16 protein-coding genes are annotated in these 15,475 nt (G+C 70.9%); 4 read left to right on the plus strand and 12 right to left on the minus strand.

Annotated features, from left to right (window positions below; all coding sequences use genetic code 11):
* Window positions 1-32 precede the first annotated feature (32 nt).
* From ACWDR0_RS11040 to hemL, 9 genes are all read right to left on the minus strand, one after another.
* A complete protein-coding gene (locus ACWDR0_RS11040) occupies window positions 33-278 on the minus strand; it encodes a DUF397 domain-containing protein (protein WP_456351346.1) in 246 nt (81 codons plus the stop codon).
* The gene (locus tag ACWDR0_RS11045) at window positions 275-1,210 is read right to left on the minus strand and encodes a helix-turn-helix domain-containing protein (RefSeq protein WP_456351347.1); all 936 of its coding nucleotides are present in this window, start codon (window positions 1,208-1,210) and stop codon (window positions 275-277) included. The genes ACWDR0_RS11040 and ACWDR0_RS11045 overlap by 4 nt, the downstream gene beginning before the upstream one ends.
* 159 nt (window positions 1,211-1,369) lie before the next feature.
* Window positions 1,370-2,464: a c-type cytochrome biogenesis protein CcsB gene (ccsB, locus tag ACWDR0_RS11050; protein WP_456351348.1), complete on the minus strand. Its 1,095-nt coding sequence runs from the start codon at window positions 2,462-2,464 to the stop codon at window positions 1,370-1,372.
* Complete coding sequence (gene resB, locus ACWDR0_RS11055; protein ID WP_456351349.1) at window positions 2,461-4,344, minus strand: cytochrome c biogenesis protein ResB; 1,884 nt, start codon at window positions 4,342-4,344, stop codon at window positions 2,461-2,463. The genes ccsB and resB overlap by 4 nt, the downstream gene beginning before the upstream one ends.
* Window positions 4,345-4,349: 5 nt before the next feature.
* Window positions 4,350-5,129, minus strand: a complete 780-nt coding sequence (locus ACWDR0_RS11060; protein WP_456351350.1) for a cytochrome c biogenesis CcdA family protein — start codon at window positions 5,127-5,129, stop codon at window positions 4,350-4,352.
* A gap of 4 nt (window positions 5,130-5,133) precedes the next feature.
* Window positions 5,134-5,733: a TlpA family protein disulfide reductase gene (locus ACWDR0_RS11065; RefSeq protein WP_456351351.1), complete on the minus strand. Its 600-nt coding sequence runs from the start codon at window positions 5,731-5,733 to the stop codon at window positions 5,134-5,136.
* A gap of 87 nt (window positions 5,734-5,820) precedes the next feature.
* On the minus strand, window positions 5,821-7,083 hold the full coding sequence (locus tag ACWDR0_RS11070; protein WP_456351352.1) for a hypothetical protein: 1,263 nt from the start codon (window positions 7,081-7,083) through the stop codon (window positions 5,821-5,823).
* Between the two features lie 458 nt (window positions 7,084-7,541).
* Window positions 7,542-8,309 (minus strand): histidine phosphatase family protein, encoded by a 768-nt coding sequence (locus ACWDR0_RS11075; RefSeq protein ID WP_456351353.1) that lies wholly within the window; start codon window positions 8,307-8,309, stop codon window positions 7,542-7,544.
* Complete coding sequence (gene hemL / locus ACWDR0_RS11080) at window positions 8,306-9,622, minus strand: glutamate-1-semialdehyde 2,1-aminomutase (protein WP_456351354.1); 1,317 nt, start codon at window positions 9,620-9,622, stop codon at window positions 8,306-8,308. The genes ACWDR0_RS11075 and hemL overlap by 4 nt, the downstream gene beginning before the upstream one ends.
* A gap of 285 nt (window positions 9,623-9,907) precedes the next feature.
* Between hemL and ACWDR0_RS11085 the strand changes: the two genes are divergently transcribed.
* Window positions 9,908-10,519, plus strand: coding sequence for a hypothetical protein (locus ACWDR0_RS11085; protein ID WP_456351355.1), 612 nt, complete (start codon window positions 9,908-9,910; stop codon window positions 10,517-10,519).
* Between the two features lie 36 nt (window positions 10,520-10,555).
* Here the strand turns inward: ACWDR0_RS11085 and ACWDR0_RS11090 are convergent, their stop codons facing one another.
* Entirely contained in the window at window positions 10,556-11,707 is a 1,152-nt protein-coding gene (locus tag ACWDR0_RS11090; RefSeq protein WP_456351356.1) for a helix-turn-helix domain-containing protein, read from the minus strand.
* A gap of 186 nt (window positions 11,708-11,893) precedes the next feature.
* On the opposite strand from ACWDR0_RS11090, the gene ACWDR0_RS11095 reads away from it, so the two are divergent.
* The 3 genes from ACWDR0_RS11095 to ACWDR0_RS11105 all read left to right on the plus strand — a co-directional run bounded on the left by ACWDR0_RS11095 (window position 11,894) and on the right by ACWDR0_RS11105 (window position 14,353).
* Window positions 11,894-12,820, plus strand: a complete 927-nt coding sequence (locus tag ACWDR0_RS11095) for an NAD(P)-dependent oxidoreductase (RefSeq protein ID WP_456351357.1) — start codon at window positions 11,894-11,896, stop codon at window positions 12,818-12,820.
* A gap of 106 nt (window positions 12,821-12,926) precedes the next feature.
* Window positions 12,927-13,541 (plus strand): GNAT family N-acetyltransferase, encoded by a 615-nt coding sequence (locus ACWDR0_RS11100; protein WP_456351358.1) that lies wholly within the window; start codon window positions 12,927-12,929, stop codon window positions 13,539-13,541.
* A 74-nt stretch (window positions 13,542-13,615) separates the two neighbouring features.
* Entirely contained in the window at window positions 13,616-14,353 is a 738-nt protein-coding gene (locus tag ACWDR0_RS11105) for a Mut7-C RNAse domain-containing protein (RefSeq protein WP_456351359.1), read from the plus strand.
* A 74-nt stretch (window positions 14,354-14,427) separates the two neighbouring features.
* On the opposite strand, the gene ACWDR0_RS11110 is transcribed toward ACWDR0_RS11105, so the two are convergent.
* Window positions 14,428-14,784 (minus strand): SCO4225 family membrane protein, encoded by a 357-nt coding sequence (locus tag ACWDR0_RS11110; protein WP_456351360.1) that lies wholly within the window; start codon window positions 14,782-14,784, stop codon window positions 14,428-14,430.
* Between the two features lie 162 nt (window positions 14,785-14,946).
* Window positions 14,947-15,475: hypothetical protein (locus ACWDR0_RS11115; RefSeq protein ID WP_456351361.1), on the minus strand; the 529-nt coding region annotated here is incomplete at its 5' end.

Raw genomic sequence — 15,475 nt, forward strand, 5'->3', positions numbered from 1 at the left:
TCCGGGCGGGGGCACTCGGGTGTACGGGGGTGTCAGTGCCGGGTGGCGTAGGTGAGGAAGGTGTTCCAGGCGGCCGGGGGGAGGGCCAGTTGGGGGCCGTCCTGGATCTTGGAGTCGCGGACGTGGACCGTGCCGGGGCAGGTGGCGACCTCGACGCAGTCGCCGGCGGATCCGCCGCTGTAGCTGGACTTGTGCCAGGACAGGGCGACCTCAACGCAGTCGTCTCCATCAGCGCTGCTGTAGCTGCTCTTGAACCAGACCAGTTCTTCGATGCTCATTGCGCTCCTCGCATCCGCTTCAACAGACCCACGGAGTCGTCCAGAGTAAGGGCCTGTGAACGCATCCTGGCATAGCGCATCTGGAGAATGCTGACTTCTTTGGACTCGGAGATGAACTGGCCGCCACGCTGACCCTCGCAGTAGGCGAACCATTTGTTCTGCGGGGTTTCCAACAGACGGATCGGGCCGGACAGTCCGGCATGGTTCGCCCGGGCCAGCGGCATGATCTGGAGCTCGACATTGCGGTACTGGGCGACCTCCAGCAGGCGGTCGATCTGACCTCGGGTGACCTCGGGGCCGCCCGTACCACGCAGGATTACGTGTTCCTCGATGATGAAGCTGAACGCGGTGTTGGGGCGGTCCTTCAGCAGGCGTTGGCGCTCAGCCCTCGCGGCCCACTGCTCTTCGATCTTGTCGTCCCCCAGCGGCGGCAACCGACTGTCGAAGAGTGTGCGCACGTACGGTTCGGTCTGGAGCAGGCCCGGGATCAGCCTGTTCTCGTACGTGTAGAGGCTGATCGCCTCCTCCTCAAGCCGCGCCCACTGGCGGAACCACTGCGCCAGCCCCCGTCGCCTCGACAGACACTTCGCCCCGGCCTCCAGCGCCCCGAAGGCGTCCAGGATCTCCTCGGACTGCTCGACATAGTCCTTCGGCGGAAACCGGCGGCCCTGTTCGACGGAGGCGACCGTCTGGACCGAGTACCGCACCATCGGGGCGAACTCCGGCTGGGAGAGTCCGGCTCTCTTGCGGAAGGCTTTGAGGACCGCGCCGAAGACCCTGAGGCTGTCCGACCCTTCGGGCTCCCGGCCGCAGGGGCCCGCGTCCTGTTCATCCTCGTCTTCTTCGAGTTCCTCGGGGTTCTCGTGGTCCTCGGATTCCTCGTGGTTCTCGGGCTCGTTCGACCCGTTCGTCCCGTCCGTCATGACGGACACCTCCCGCGCACACGTGCCTCGTTGCACTCTCTCACCGATAGTCACGAGGTGTTTACGGAACGTCCAGATCGGGGGCCCGTACGCATCGGCTGCGTACGAGACGCGGAAAGCCCGCGCCGCGGTGAACGCGGCACGGGCTTCCGGGAGGCGGCGGGGGTCCTACGCGTACGAGTGCAGGCCCTGCACGAACATGTTCACGCCGTAGTAGTTCCACAGCCAGCAGGCGAAGGCGATCAGGCCGAGGATCGCGGCCTTGCGGCCCTTCCAGCCCGCGGTGGCGCGCGCGTGGAGGTAGCAGGCGTAGGCGACCCAGGTGATGAACGACCAGACCTCCTTGGGGTCCCAGCCCCAGTAGCGGCCCCAGGCGTCGCCCGCCCAGATCGCGCCCGCGATGATCGTGAAGGTCCAGAGGGGGAAGACCGCCGCGTTGACCCGGTAGGCGAACTTGTCGAGGGTCGCGGCGGACGGCAGCCGGTCCAGGACCGAGGTGGCGAAGGCGCTCGGCTGGTCGCCGCGGGCGAGCTTGGCCTCGTACGAGTCGCGGAAGAGGTACGCCACCGACCCGGCCGCGCCGAGGTAGAAGACCGCGCCGCAGAAGATGGCGGTGGAGACGTGGATGACCAGCCAGTACGAGTCCAGCGCCGGGACGAGCTGGTCGCTCTCGGTGTAGAAGACGGTGGTCGCCAGGCCGAGGTCGGCCAGGATCGTGCCGGTGAGCAGGAGGCCCATCCAGCGGATGTTCTTCTTCGCCGCGAGGAAGGCGAGGTAGGTACCGACGGCGACCGCGCCGAAGGTGATGGAGAACTCGTACATGTTGCCCCACGGCACCCGCTGGACCGAGACCGCGCGGCTGACCACGCCCAGGGTCTGGAGGGCCCAGGCGAGGACCGTGAGGGAGATCGCGATCCGGCCGTAGAGGTCGCCCTGCTCGGTACCGCCCGCGGCGCCGGGTCCGTCCGGGACGTCACGGCTGCCGGTGGCGGAGCGGGTGACGACCTTCGGCTTGTCCAGGACCGCGGTGCCGCCGTCCTTGCCGCTCTCCTTGCCGCGGACCTGGACGGCCGGGGCGGCCGCGCCCGACCCGGCGGAGGCCGCGGTCAGGGCGGCCGCGGTACGGCCGACCTTGCTGCGGCTGCCGAAGATCCACTCGGCGATGTGCGCGAGGAAGGCGAGGGTGTACACGGCCATCGCGGAGTAGATCAGCGTATTGCTGTACTCGGCGAAGGTCTCGTTCGTCGCGGCGGCGAGATTCACTTCTCAGCCCCTTCGGCAGTTACTTCCGGATCGTGAGGGTCGGCGGGGTCGGTCCCGTCGGTGGTGTCGGTGGTGTCGGGGACGTCGGTCCCGTCAGTGGCGGCGGTGGTGTCGGTGGTATCGGGGGCGTCGGCCGCCGGTTTCGGTGCCGGTCCGGCGTCATTCTCCTCCGGTGCCCGGTCCGGCACCGAAGGGGCCTGCCCGTGCAGGATCTCCACCAGTCCGCCCAGCTCCTCGGGGAGCCTCGCGGACTCGCTGCGGCCCAGTCCGGCCATCTCGACCACGGTCACCCCGTCCGGGCCGGTGACGGCCCGCACCCAGATCCGGCGCCGCTGGACGAAGAGCGACGCGGCCAGACCGCCGATCGCGGCGATGCCGCCCCCCAGCGCCCAGCCGTTGCCGGGGCGCTCGGAGATCTGGAAGCTGGCCCACTCGACGGTGCGCTCGTAGGTGATGGAGCCGGCGCCGTTCGGGAGCTGCATGGACTCGCCGGGCATCAGCAGGGCCTTGAGGATCTCGCCCTTCTCGTCCTTGAACTGGGTGAGCTTGCGGGTTTCGAGCTGGTAGACGTTCTGCGGCAGACCCGCGTTGACGCCCAGGTTCCCGTGGTAGGCGTTGACCGCGAGGACGGGGAAGTCGAGCGCCGGGAAGGTGGAGAACATCGGGTTGCGGGCCGAGGTGCCCGAGCCGTGCTCCTCCTTGCTGCCGAACGTCGGCACGAACCAGGCCTTGAAGCCCAGCTGCTCCTTCTTGCCGTTCTTGTCGCGGTAGCCGTCCATCACCTTGATGGCACCGCTGGAGGTGATGTTGCCGTCGATCGGCAGCAGCGGCACGGCGGCCTTGTCGAGGACGACCTTGCCGCGGCCGTCCCGGACGGTGACCACGGGCGCGTACCCGTGCGACAGAAGGTGGATCTTGCTGCCGTCGATGGTCAGCGGCTTGTTGACCTCGATGACCGCGTCCTTCTCCGGCTGCCCCGGCTTGCCCCAGCGGACGGCCGCCTCGAAGGTGCGGGCGGTCCCCTTCTGCGGGCCGCTCTTCTCGTAGGTCGCGTCGAAGCTCTTGAGGTCGAACCAGAACGGGTCGAGGTTCTCCGTGTCGTAGAGGGAGCCGGAGCGGAAGTCGTCGTACTGCGTGAGCGTGTTCGCGAAGCCGTCGCCCTCGACGATCAGCTTGCCGCCCTCCGATTTGAAGAGCTGGCCCGCGGCGAACGCCAGCAGCATCACGATCAGAGCGACATGGAAGACCAGGTTCCCCGCCTCGCGGAGGTAGCCCTTCTCGGCGGCGACCGCGTTGCCCGTGATCTGCGCCCGGAAGCGGCGCTTTGTGAGCAGGGCGAGCGCGGCCTCGCGGACCTGCTCGGGCTCGGCGTCCGTACGCCATGTCGTGTACGCGGGCATCCGGTTCAGCCGGCCGGGGGCGGCCGGGGGGCGGCTGCGCAGCTGGCCGACGAACTGCCAGGTCCGGGGGACGATGCAGCCGATCAGGGAGACGAACAGCAGGATGTAGATCGCGGAGAACCAGACCGAGCTGTAGACGTCGAAGAGCTGGAGCTTCTCGAAGATCGGCGTCCAGAACTCGTTGTTCTCCTGCCAGGTCTGCACCTTGAGGTCGTCGACCATGCGCTGCGGGATCAGGGAGCCCGGGATCGCGGCGAGGGAGAGCAGGAAGAGCAGGATCAGCGCGACCCGCATCGAGGTGAGCTGGCGCCAGAACCAGCGGGCCCAGCCGATCACCCCGAGGGAGGGGCCGCTGCTGAGCGTGGCGAGCAGTTCCTCGCGGGGGGCGGTGGTGAGCTGGGCTCCGGCCGCCGCCTCCCGGGACTCCTCGTCGGGCTGCTCGGCCGCCCGGTCGCGGCCCTGCGTATCCGTGTTGCTCATGGAGGTCAGATCCCTACCGTGAAGTCACTCGTCCAGACCTGCACCTGCTGCATCATGACGTCCCAGACGCCCGTCAGCATGAGCACGCCGGTCGCGATCATCATGATGCCGCCGATCCTCATCACCCAGACGTAGTGCTGCTTCACCCAGGCGAACGCGCCGAGTGCCTTGCGGAAGGCGAGGGCGGTGAGGATGAAGGGCAGTCCGAGACCGAGGCAGTAGGCGAAGGTGAGCGCGGCGCCGCGGCCCGCGCTGCCCTGCTCCGCGGCGAGCGACATCGCGGCCGAGAGCGTGGGGCCGATACAGGGGGTCCAGCCGACGCCGAACAGCGCGCCCAGTATCGGCGCGCCCGCCAGGCCGGTGGCCGGGCGGGTGTGGAAGCGGTACTCGCGGCGGGTCAGCCAGGGCATGGCGCCCATATAGAAGGCGCCCATCAGCACCATCAGCACACCGAGGACCCGGGTGAGGGTCTCCTGGTGCTCGAAGAGCGTCGCGCCGAAGTAGCCGAAGAGGGCGCCGCCCGAGACGAAGACGGCGGAGAAGCCGAGGACGAAGAGGGAGGCACCGGCCAGCATCCGGCCGCGGCGGGCGTCGGCGAGGTCGGTGCCGCCGGTCCCGGTGACGTACGAGAGGTAGCCCGGGACGAGCGGCAGGACGCACGGGGAGAAGAAGGAGACCAGTCCGCCGAGAACCGCGAGCGGCACGGCGAGCAGCAGGGTGCCGCCGAGCACGGTGGTGTTGATGTCGGTCGACGCCAGGACGACCGCCGGCTCCACGTACGTCACGGGGTCACTTCTCCGCGATCAGCGGGTCGATCATGGAGCGGAGTTCCTTCTCGGACAGTGCCTTGAGGGAGCGCGCCGCGATCTTCCCGTCCCGGTCGAGGACGACCGTGGAGGGGATGGCCTGCGGAAGGAGGGTTCCCTTGGGGAAGCCGCTGACGATCAGCTTGCCCTTGGGGTCGTAGAGGCTGGGGTAGGTGACCCCGTAGTCCTTCTCGAACTCGATGGCCGGGCCCTTGTTGAAGTCGCGGGTGTTGATGCCCACGAACTCGACGCCGTCGGTCTTGGTCTCCTTGGCGACCTTGGCCAGGGCGGGCGCCTCGGCGCGGCAGGGCGGGCACCAGGAGCCCCAGACGTTCAGAACGACGATCTTGCCCTTGAGGTCGGCGACGTCGAGCGGCTCGTCCTCCAGGGTCTTGCCGGCGATCTCCGCGATGGGCTCACGGTCCGCCTTGGCGACGGTGGAGATGCCGCCGGTGTTGGTGACGAACTTCGTCTGCCCGCCGCCGCCGGAGGTACCGCCGTCGGTGCAGGCGGACAGGGCGAGCGCCCCGGCCGCGACCAGGGCGGCCGTCAGGGCAGCGCGATGCGCACGGCGATGGCTCATGTGAAAAGTTTCGCATGGGAGTTTTGGCGATCTTTCCGGCCCCCCTCCATGCCCGCAAACACCCCATTGGGGACAGGGCGCCCTTTGTCAGACGGCCTTAAGGAAAGTGTTCCAGCCGCCCTCGGGGCGCTGCCCGACGTCGAGGGAGCGGAGTTTGGCGAGGACCTGGGGGTCCTGGACGTCGAGCCAGTCGCAGAACTGGCGGAAGGAGACCAGCCGGACGTCCTTCTTGCCCGCCATCCCCTTGATCGCGTTCTCGACGGCGTCCATATAGATGCCGCCGTTCCACTGCTCGAAGTGGTTTCCGATGAAGAGAGGGGCGCGATTGCCCTGGTAGGCGCGCTCGAAGCCCTTCAGATACGCACCGGTGGCCTGCTTGCGCCAGCCCGGGCGCTTGGCGGTGACGCCGTTGGACGAGAAGCCGGACTGGTTGACCATGAAGTTGTAGTCCATGGAGAGCACCTCGAAGCCCCGGCCGGGGAACGGCAGCGACTGGAGCGGCAGATCCCAGACGCCCTTGCGCTTGACGGGCCAGACCTGGCGGCCGCCGGGCGAGCTGGCGTCGTACCGCCAGCCGAGCTTCTTCGCGGTCGGCAGGAGCTTCTCCTGGCCCAGCAGACAGGGGGTGCGGCCGCCGACCAGTTCCTTGCGGTAGTCGAAGGGGAGCGGTTCGACGTCGGTCCAGCCGGTGTGGGTGCGCCATTTGGTGACGAAGTCCACGGCCTGGGAGATCTCGTTCTCCCAGTCGGCGGGGGTCCAGCGGGCCACGGAGCGCGGGCCTTCGCCGCAGAAGTGGCCGTTGAAGTGGGTGCCTATCTCGTGCCCGTCGAGCCACGCCTGCCGCAGCAGCTTCAGGGTGTCCTTGATATGGGGGTCGGTGAGATAGCCGATGTCGGAGGCGCCCACGCGGTTGTTCGGCGGCCGGTAGAGATTCTTCTTCGATTCCGGCAGGAGGTATATCCCGGAGAGGAAGAAGGTCATCTTCGCGCCGTACTCTTCGGCGATCTTGAGAAAGCGGGGGAACTGTCCGTCGCCGACGTCCCCGGCGCCGTCCCAGGAGAAGACCACGAATTGCGGCGGGGCCTGTCCGGGAAGCAGCCGGACGGGCGGCGGGGGCTGGTTGGGCTGGGGGCCCGTATCGGCGGTGGAACCGTCGCCTATCGGCTTGACGGGGCGGCCGGAGGGCGAGCCCTTGGGCGTCGGGCGGCCGCCCCCGGCCGTTGCGCCGCCGCCGCTCTTCTCCTCGCCGGTGAGCATTCCGCAGCCCGCGAGGCCGGTCGCCGCGGCGACGGTGAGTCCCGCTCCCAGAAGCCCCCTGCGGCTCAGCGGTATACGGCCGTTGTCATTCATGCTGATCGTTCCCGCCTCTTCCGGTCCGTCCGGGTTATCCACGAACGTGAAATGAGAGGGCGGAAACGGCGGGGCGGTTCCTGGACAAGGCCCGGAAATGCCGAAGGGCCGGATGTACGGGTCGTTCCGCACATCCGGCCCCGGGACTTTCGGCCCGGTCCGGCGACAAAGGATCAACAGTCGGGGGTGATCCGGAACCCTTTTCCCCGGAATTCCGTCGGGCGGGGACGGTACGGTCCCGGCGGGTGTCGGCCGATCCGGTCCAGGCCGGTCCAGGCCGGTCCAGGCCGAGGGGCTGCGGGCCCGGGATCCCGAGCCGCCGGGGGGCCGGGCGGGTCCGGTCCCGGGCCGGCGCGTCACCGGAGCCCGGGAGCCCGAGCCCGAGGAACCTGAGCCGCCGGGGAACCTGAGCCGCCGGGGGGCCGGGCGCCTCACCGCTGCCCGGGCCCGTGACGGCGTCAGGCGCCGAAGGCCTTCGACTTCCCCTTGACCGGCTTCGCCCCGGCCCGCAGATGCGGCGGGACCAGGTCCAGCGCCGGTTCCGTATAGGCGACCGAGACGATCTTGTCGTCCTCGTAGGTGAACGTGGTCAGCGAGGCGAGCGTGCACTGGCGGCGGCGCGGGTCGTGCCAGAGCCTCCGGTGCTCCACAAAGCTGCGGACGATCCAGATCGGCAGCTGGTGGCTGACGCAGACGGCCTCATGGCCGCGGGCCGCGTCGCGCGCGCTGTCGAGCGCGCCCATCATCCGTACGACCTGCTCGATATAAGGCTCGCCCCAGGAGGGGCGGAACGGGTTGGTGAGATGGCGCCAGTTGCCCGGCTTGCGCAGGGCGCCGTCCCCGACCCCGAAGGTCTTGCCCTCGAAGACGTTGCCCGCCTCGATCAGCCGGTCGTCGGTGACGATCTCCAGACCGTGTCCCTCGGCGACCGGGGCCGCGGTCTCCTGCGCGCGCTCCAGCGGGGAGGAGACGACATGCCTGATATCGCGTCCGGCGAGGGATTCGGCGACCGTGTCCGCCATCTGCCGGCCCAGCTCGGAGAGGTGGTAGCCGGGGCGGCGGCCGTAGAGGACGCCGTCGGGGTTGTGGACCTCGCCGTGCCGCAGGACATGGACGACGGTACGGACGGGCTTCCCGTCCGCCCGTACGGCCACCTGTCCGTTCGCGGCCCCCGCGGCCTCGCGTCCGGCTCCCCCGTTCACCGGAACGCCGGGCGCCCCGCTCATGCCGTGGCCCCGGCGGCGGCGCGGGCGGCGGCGGGCAGGGCGGCGGCGATCCGCTCGACCGCGCGGGAGTCGTGCGCGGTGGAGACGAACCACGATTCGAAGGCGGACGGCGGCAGGTAGACGCCGTTCGCGAGCATGGAGTGGAAGAAGGCATTGAAGCGGAAGGCTTCCTGCCGCTTCGCGTCGTCGTAGTTCCGGACCTCGTCGGCGGTGAAGAAGACCGAGAACATATTGCTCGCGGTCTGGAGCCGGTGGGCCACGCCCTCCTTGGCCAGGGCCTCGGTGACCAGCGCCTGGATCTCGGCGGAGACCGCGTCCACGGTCTCGTACGCCGCCTCGTCGAGCAGCCGGAGCTGGGCGAGCCCGGCGGCGGTGGCGACCGGGTTACCGGAGAGGGTGCCCGCCTGGTAGACGGGTCCGGCCGGGGCGAGATGGCCCATGACGTCCGCGCGGCCGCCGAAGGCCGCGGCCGGGAAGCCGCCGCCCATGACCTTGCCGAAGGTCAGCAGGTCCGGCTCGACGCCCTCGACGCCGTACCAGCCGGCGCGGCTCGTCCGGAAGCCGGTCATCACCTCGTCGGAGATGAACAGCGCGCCGTTCTCCCGGCAGAGGTCCTTGAGGCCCTGGTTGAAGCCGGGCAGCGGCGGGACGACGCCCATATTGCCCGGGGACGCCTCGGTGATCACACAGGCGATCTCGCCGGGGTGCGCGGCGAAGGCCGCCCGGACGGCTTCGAGGTCGTTGTAGGGCAGCACCACGGTCTCGCCCGCCTGGGCACCGGTGACACCCGGGGTGTCGGGCAGCCCGAAGGTGGCGACCCCGGAACCGGCGGCGGCCAGCAGCGCGTCCACATGACCGTGGTAGCACCCGGCGAATTTGATCACCTTGGCGCGGCCGGTGAAGCCGCGGGCCAGCCGGATCGCGGACATCGTCGCCTCGGTCCCGGACGAGACCAGCCGTACCTGCTCGACGGGGGCCACCCGGGCCACGATCTCCTCGGCGAGCGCGACCTCGCCCTCACCCGGCGTACCGAAAGAGGTACCCCGGGCCACGGCCTCCTGGACCGCGGCCAGGACCTCGGGCCGGGAGTGGCCGAGAATCATCGGTCCCCAGGAACAGACGAGGTCGACGTACTCGCGGCCGTCCGCGTCGGTCAGATACGGGCCGGAGCCGGACACCATGAACCGGGGCGTACCGCCCACGGCACGGAAGGCGCGCACGGGAGAGTTGACACCGCCGGGGGTGACGACGGAGGCGCGGTCGAACAGCGCCTGGGAGACTGGGGCTTCGTACGGATACGACACTTTGGCCACTCTGTCCTGATCTGCGATTCGAGGGTGGGGGCGGCCGGGGGCCCGTCGGGCGGTTGATCTCGGCCACGGTTGAGCGAGGAGGGGGTACTCCTCGTATTACGAAACGGCGTCAGCCTCCTCGCATCTGCGAAACTGGGGCCACACAGGGAAGACTCATGGAATCCATGGTGTCAGAGGCCCTCGCCGTTCCTCGCGGACAGGGTGTTTCACCGTTCGTCCGCGGGGGAGGCAACTGTCACGATGATCGGGTTGCACGGCGGGGCCGGCGAGTGGTCGGGTGGAGATATGTATCGCGGTGGCGGACTGGGCGAGGGGACCGGTGACCGGGGCCCCGAGCCCACCGGACGGGGAAGGCACCGGCGCGGTGGTGCCGGGGACCCCCACTCCGACGCACATGCAGATGCGAACGCACGTGCGAACGCCTTCGACGCGGGCGCCATGTCAGGCAGGAGCGCCCGCGTGGGAGTGACGTACAAGTACTTCGGCGCACCCGACGGCGCTACGGCGGCGAGAGTGCCGATCTCGATGCGCCCCGAGGAGCTGGGCGGCGACGAGCTGGGCATGGGCGGGCTCTTCACCAAGATCAAGCCCGAGACCATAGCCGCGATGGTCCTCACCGGTATAGAAGGCATGCCCCTGCACCGGGTCCCCCCGCTGGAGCTGGTCGTCCTCCATCCCGACTACGCGGTCGTCAAGCTGCCCATGACCGTCGTCGACCCGCTGCGCGGCGTCGGCGAGGAGTCCGTCGGCGCGGCGGCGTTCATCTGGTCCACGGTCCCCGACCGCGGCGGCCCGCGCGACGCGTTCAACGTCTACCGGCTGCTCCACGAGTGGCAGGACTTCTCGCACCGGCTGCACGAGGCGGGGCACCAGCCGTACTGCCTGGTCTGGCCCTGAGGTCCGGCGGGCGGCGGCTCTGAGGGCCCGGCGGCGCTACGGGGCCGGCGGCGCCCCGGGTGTCCCGAGCGCCGCGAGAGCCGGGCCCGCAGCCGGACCGGAACCCGAGCCAGGACCGGAACCCGGGCCGGAGCCCGGGCCCGAACTCGGACCGGAACCCGGGCCCGGCCCCGGGGCGGGCGCCGGGACGAAGGCGGGTGCGGGTGTACGGGGGAAAGCCCGGCGGTAGTCGCCCGGGGTGACCCCCACCTGCCGCAGGAAGTGGTGGCGGAAGTTGTTCGCCGTCCCCAGGCCGCTCAGCTCGCCGATCTTCTCCACCGGCAGGTCGGTGGACTCCAGCAGCACCCTCGCCCGGCCCAGCCGCTGGGCCAGCAGCCACTGCAGCGGGGTCGTGCCGGTGGCCGCCTGGAGACGGCGGTAGAAGGTGCGCTGGCTCATGGCGGCCCGGCGCGCCATCCCGGCGACGGTCAGCGGGCGGTCCAGGTTCTCCCGTACCCATTCCAGTACCGGGGCGAGGCCCTCGTCGTCCTCCGGCGGCAGCGGCAGGTCGATGAACTGCGCCTGGCCGCCGGGCCGGTGGGCCGGGACCACCATCCGGCGGGCGAGCTGGTTGGCGATCCGGGCGCCGAGGTCGCGCCGGACGAGGTGCAGGCAGAGGTCGAGGCCCGCGGAGAGCCCCGCGCTGGTGAGGACGTCACCGTCGTCCACGTACAGCACCGAATCGTCGACCAGCACCTTCGGATAACGGCGGGCCAGCTGGGCGGTGTGCAGCCAGTGGCAGGTGGCGCGGCGGCCGTCCAGCAGCCCGGCGGCCGCCAGCGCGAAGGCGCCGTTGCAGAGGGAGACCATCCGGGCGCCCGATTCGTGCGCCGCGCGCAGCGCTTCGACCAGGGCCGGGGAGACCGGCCGCTCCCCGTCCATACAGGCGTCGGGGACGGACGGGACGATGACGGTGTCCGCGCCGGTGAGCCCTTCGAGCCCGTAGTCCGTACGGACCTGGAAGGCCGCGGGGTCGTTCGTGTCCGGGTCGGTCTCGCCGGTGCCGCAGAGCCGGAACTCGTACCAGGAGTCGGCGAGGTCGGGCTGCGGTTTGCCGAAGACCGTGCACGGGATGCTCAGCTCGTACAGATCCCAGGACGGGACGCCGAACTCCCCGGGGGCGACGACGGCGACGGTTCCAGCGCTCATGCCTTCGAAGGCTAGGGGATGCCCCGGCGGGGCGTCAGGAGCAGGTGGCAGGAATTTGGTGACAGTCGTCACCACTGTCACTGCCGACGGCCGCGGCGGCGGGCGAAAGTGGGTGCAGCCGAACGGGACTTCACCTGGAAGCGCAGGTCAAGTCCTCCGCACCACACCATGGATGGGGATACGGGCATGTCTGCCGCTACGAACAACACCGCCGCCGGAGAGAGCCAGGAGACCGCGGGCCGACCGGCGGTGACCGTCCTCGGCCTCGGCCGGATGGGTACCGCGATCGCCGAGGCGCTGCTGGCCGCCGGTCATCCGACGACCGTCTGGAACCGGAGCCCGGAGAAGGCCGCGCCGCTCGTGGCGAAGGGCGCCGTGCTCGCCGGTACCCCGGCGGAGGCCGTCGCCGCGAGCACGCTGGTGCTCGCCGTCGTCCTCGACTACCCGGCGCTGTACGAGGTCCTGGACCCGGCCGGGGCCGGGCTCGGGGGCAAGGCGCTGGTCAATCTCACCAGCGGGTCGCCCGAGCAGGCCGGAGAGGCCACCGAGTGGGCCGCGCGGCACGGGGTGGCCTACCTGGACGGCGCGATCATGACGACTCCGCCGGGAGTCGGGACGCGCGAGGTGATGTTCCTGTACAGCGGCGAACGGGCCGTCTTCGACGTGCACCACGCCGCCCTGGACGCCCTCGGGGAGCCGCTCTATCTGGGCACCGAGCCCGGCCTGGCCGCCCTCTACGACGTCAATCTGCTCGGGCTGATGTGGGCCACCATGTCCGGCTGGCTGCACGGTACGGCGGTGGTCACGGCCGAAGGGACGAAGGCGGTCGACTTCACCGAGGTCGCGATCCGCTGGCTGGGGACGGTGAACAGCTTCGTCCGGCGGTACGCCGCCCAGGTCGACGAGGGTGCCTATCCGGGTGACGACGCGACTGTCGACGTACAGATCGCCACCATCGAGCACCAGTTGCACGCGGCGGAGGCGCGGGGCGTGGACAACCGGCTGCCGGAGCTGCTGAAGACGCTGATGCTGGAGGCGAACGCGAAGGGGCACGGACAGGACAGCTTCGGCAGCGTCGTCGAGGTGCTGAGGAAGGGGGCGGAGCGGGGCTGACAGGGTGGTACGGGGCTGGTGGGGCGGTACGGGGCTGGTCGGCGGCGGGGGTTGCCGGGGGGCGGTTCCGGGGGCGTTGTCGGACCCTCGTCCTAGTCTGGTGGTCATGGAGACCACAGACGCCGCGGTACGGATCGAACCCTGGTCGGAGGCGGATCTCCCCCTGCTCCGCGCGGCGAACGCCCCGGAGATGACGGTGGAGCTGGGCGGTCCGGAGAGCGAGGAGAAGGTGCTCTCCCGGCACCGCAGATATGTGGAACTGACCGCGGACACCTCGGGCAAGGGGCGGATGTACGCGATCGTGCTGGCCGCGACGGGCGAGCGGGTGGGCACGGTCGGCTTCTGGGAGCAGACGGCGACCTCGGACGGCAGGCCGGTGTACGAGGCGGGCTGGGGGGTCCTGGTCGCCTTCCAGGGCCGCGGGCTGGCGTCGGCGGCGATGCGGCTGGTGGCGGCGGAGGCGCGGGCCCGGGGGCGGCACCGGTATCTGGTCGCGTATCCGAAGGTGACGAACGGCGCGTCGAACGCGGTCTGCCGGAAGCTGGGCTTCGAACTGCGGGGCGAGGTCGGGTTCGAGTATCCGGCGGGGAATCCCATCAGGTCGAACGAGTGGTGGCTGGACCTGCGCCCGGAGGACGGGCCGGAGGACGGGCCGGGGGAGGCGGCGGCCGGGGAGATACCGGCGGAGGAGATACCGGCGGGGGCGCCGTCCGGGGCGTAGGAACGAGCCGAGGCCCGGCCGCCGGGGCGGACAATTCCGGTGCCCGGCCCGGAATCCGGTGACATGCTGACCGCGTGAACGGACCGCGTATCCATCTCAGCATCGCCCCCGAGCTGCGGCTCTTCGTCCCGTCGGCCCACCGGGAGGGACCGTCGGAACTGGCGACCGACGGCTCCTCGACCCTCGGGCACGTCGTCGAATCCCTGGGGGTGCCGCTGACGGAGGCCGGGCGGCTGGTGGTCGACGGCCGTACGGTCGCCGTATCGCATATCCCGGGCGCGGGCGAGCAGGTCGAGGTGTTCCCCCACGAGCGCCCGCAGCAGGTGCCGGGCGCGCCCCTGCGGTTCCTGCTGGACGTCCATCTGGGCACGCTGGCACGGCGGCTGCGGCTGCTGGGCGTGGACGCGGCGTACGAGAGCGAGGACATCGGCGACCCGGCGCTGGCGGCGCTCTCCGCCCGGGAGCGGCGGGTGCTGCTCTCCCGGGACCGGGGGCTGCTGCGGCGCCGGGAGCTGTGGGCCGGGGCGTACGTCTACAGCGACCGCCCCGACGACCAGGTGCGGGACGTCCTGGGCCGGTTCGCCCCCGAGCTGGCGCCCTGGACGCGCTGCACGGCGTGCAACGGGCGGCTGGTGGAGGCGGACAAGGACACCGTGCGGGAGCAACTGGAGCAGGGGACGCGGCGGACGTACGACGTCTTCGCGCAGTGCGCCGACTGCTCCCGTGTCTACTGGCGCGGTGCCCACCACGCCCAGCTGGCCCGGATCGTGGAGGAGGCGGTGGCGGAGTTCGGTCCGCGGGCGGCTTCATAGCCGCGCGAAGCCGCTCTGGGCCGCGCGGATCGCACGGACCGGCACGGAGGCGGACCGAGGTCAGCCGGACACGGTCAGCCGGATGTGGTCAGCCTGCGGGCGCCGAGCCGCAGTCCGTGCCAGAGCGCGCCCAGGACGGTGGACTGCACCAGGGCACCGGCCGCGACCAGGCCCAGATAGGCGGGCCAGAAGAACAGCGTCCCGTCCGGTATGGCCGAGCCGCCGACCGCGATCAGGAAGAGGCTGACGGGCGCGGTGACCAGGGCCGGCCAGACCCAGATGAGGCCCGAGTCCTCGAACAGGAACGTGACGCCCGTGGCCAGGACGACGGATCCGCCGACGATCGTGAGGTACGCGGCGGACGCGATGTTGCCGATGGCCAGGCGGTAGAGGCGGCGGGCGGTCGGGCGGGCTTTCGGGCGGTCGTTCATCGGTACTCCCCCGGTGTCGGCTGATGTATCCAGCATCGGGAGGGAGCGGTCCGCGGTCGTGAGTACCCGTACCCATTTCCGCCTGGTACCCGGACCCCGGGCGGCTGTGCGGCCGTCCGGGGCCGGGGCGGGCGTGGTCGGAACACAGTCCGGGGTCCGGCGTCAGAACATATAGGGGTCGCCGGTGGCCGGGGCGAGGACGTCGTGGAGGTTGTTGCGGGGGTTGCCGTCCTGCGCGCCGCCGTTCCAGTGGGTGGCGACCCTGACCGTGACCTCGTCGGGAGTGCCGGACGTCAGCAGGTCGAGCGTGAGCCGGCGGACCGCGCCGCCGACCCGGAGCGCGCCCGTCGAGCAGAGCACCACCCGGTCGGCGCCCCAGAGGCAGGCCGGCGGCAGTTGCTGGTCGCGGGCGAGCGGGGCGGAGAAGGCGAGCCTGAGCGTGGCGTTGGTCAGGCTCGCGGGGCCGTGGCTGCGGGACTCCACGGTGACTTCGAGCCGGCCGGCGCCGCTGAGGGTGACATAGCCGTGGTGGGCCACGTCGGCGACGGGGGCGGCGACGGCCGTCCCCGCGGACTCGGGGGCCGGTACGGCCGCCGCCCTGCCCTGGCCTGCCGACCCGGACCGGCCGCGCCGGGCCGGAATCTCCTCCTTCGGCGTCAGCGGCACCAACGCGCACACCATCATCGAAGAG

Source organism: Streptomyces sp. NPDC003691 (assembly GCF_053981115.1).

Coding starts and splice junctions, on each gene's coding strand:
- ACWDR0_RS11085 (WP_456351355.1), top strand. CDS start 9,908: ATGTATCGCGGTGGCGGACTGGGCGAGGGGACCGGTGACCGGGGCCCC.
- ACWDR0_RS11100 (WP_456351358.1), top strand. CDS start 12,927: ATGGAGACCACAGACGCCGCGGTACGGATCGAACCCTGGTCGGAGGCG.
- ACWDR0_RS11075 (WP_456351353.1), bottom strand. CDS start 8,309: ATGAGCGGGGCGCCCGGCGTTCCGGTGAACGGGGGAGCCGGACGCGAG.
- ACWDR0_RS11095 (WP_456351357.1), top strand. CDS start 11,894: ATGTCTGCCGCTACGAACAACACCGCCGCCGGAGAGAGCCAGGAGACC.
- ACWDR0_RS11070 (WP_456351352.1), bottom strand. CDS start 7,083: ATGAATGACAACGGCCGTATACCGCTGAGCCGCAGGGGGCTTCTGGGA.
- ACWDR0_RS11065 (WP_456351351.1), bottom strand. CDS start 5,733: ATGAGCCATCGCCGTGCGCATCGCGCTGCCCTGACGGCCGCCCTGGTC.
- resB (WP_456351349.1), bottom strand. CDS start 4,344: ATGAGCAACACGGATACGCAGGGCCGCGACCGGGCGGCCGAGCAGCCC.
- ACWDR0_RS11090 (WP_456351356.1), bottom strand. CDS start 11,707: ATGAGCGCTGGAACCGTCGCCGTCGTCGCCCCCGGGGAGTTCGGCGTC.
- ACWDR0_RS11110 (WP_456351360.1), bottom strand. CDS start 14,784: ATGAACGACCGCCCGAAAGCCCGCCCGACCGCCCGCCGCCTCTACCGC.
- ACWDR0_RS11040 (WP_456351346.1), bottom strand. CDS start 278: ATGAGCATCGAAGAACTGGTCTGGTTCAAGAGCAGCTACAGCAGCGCT.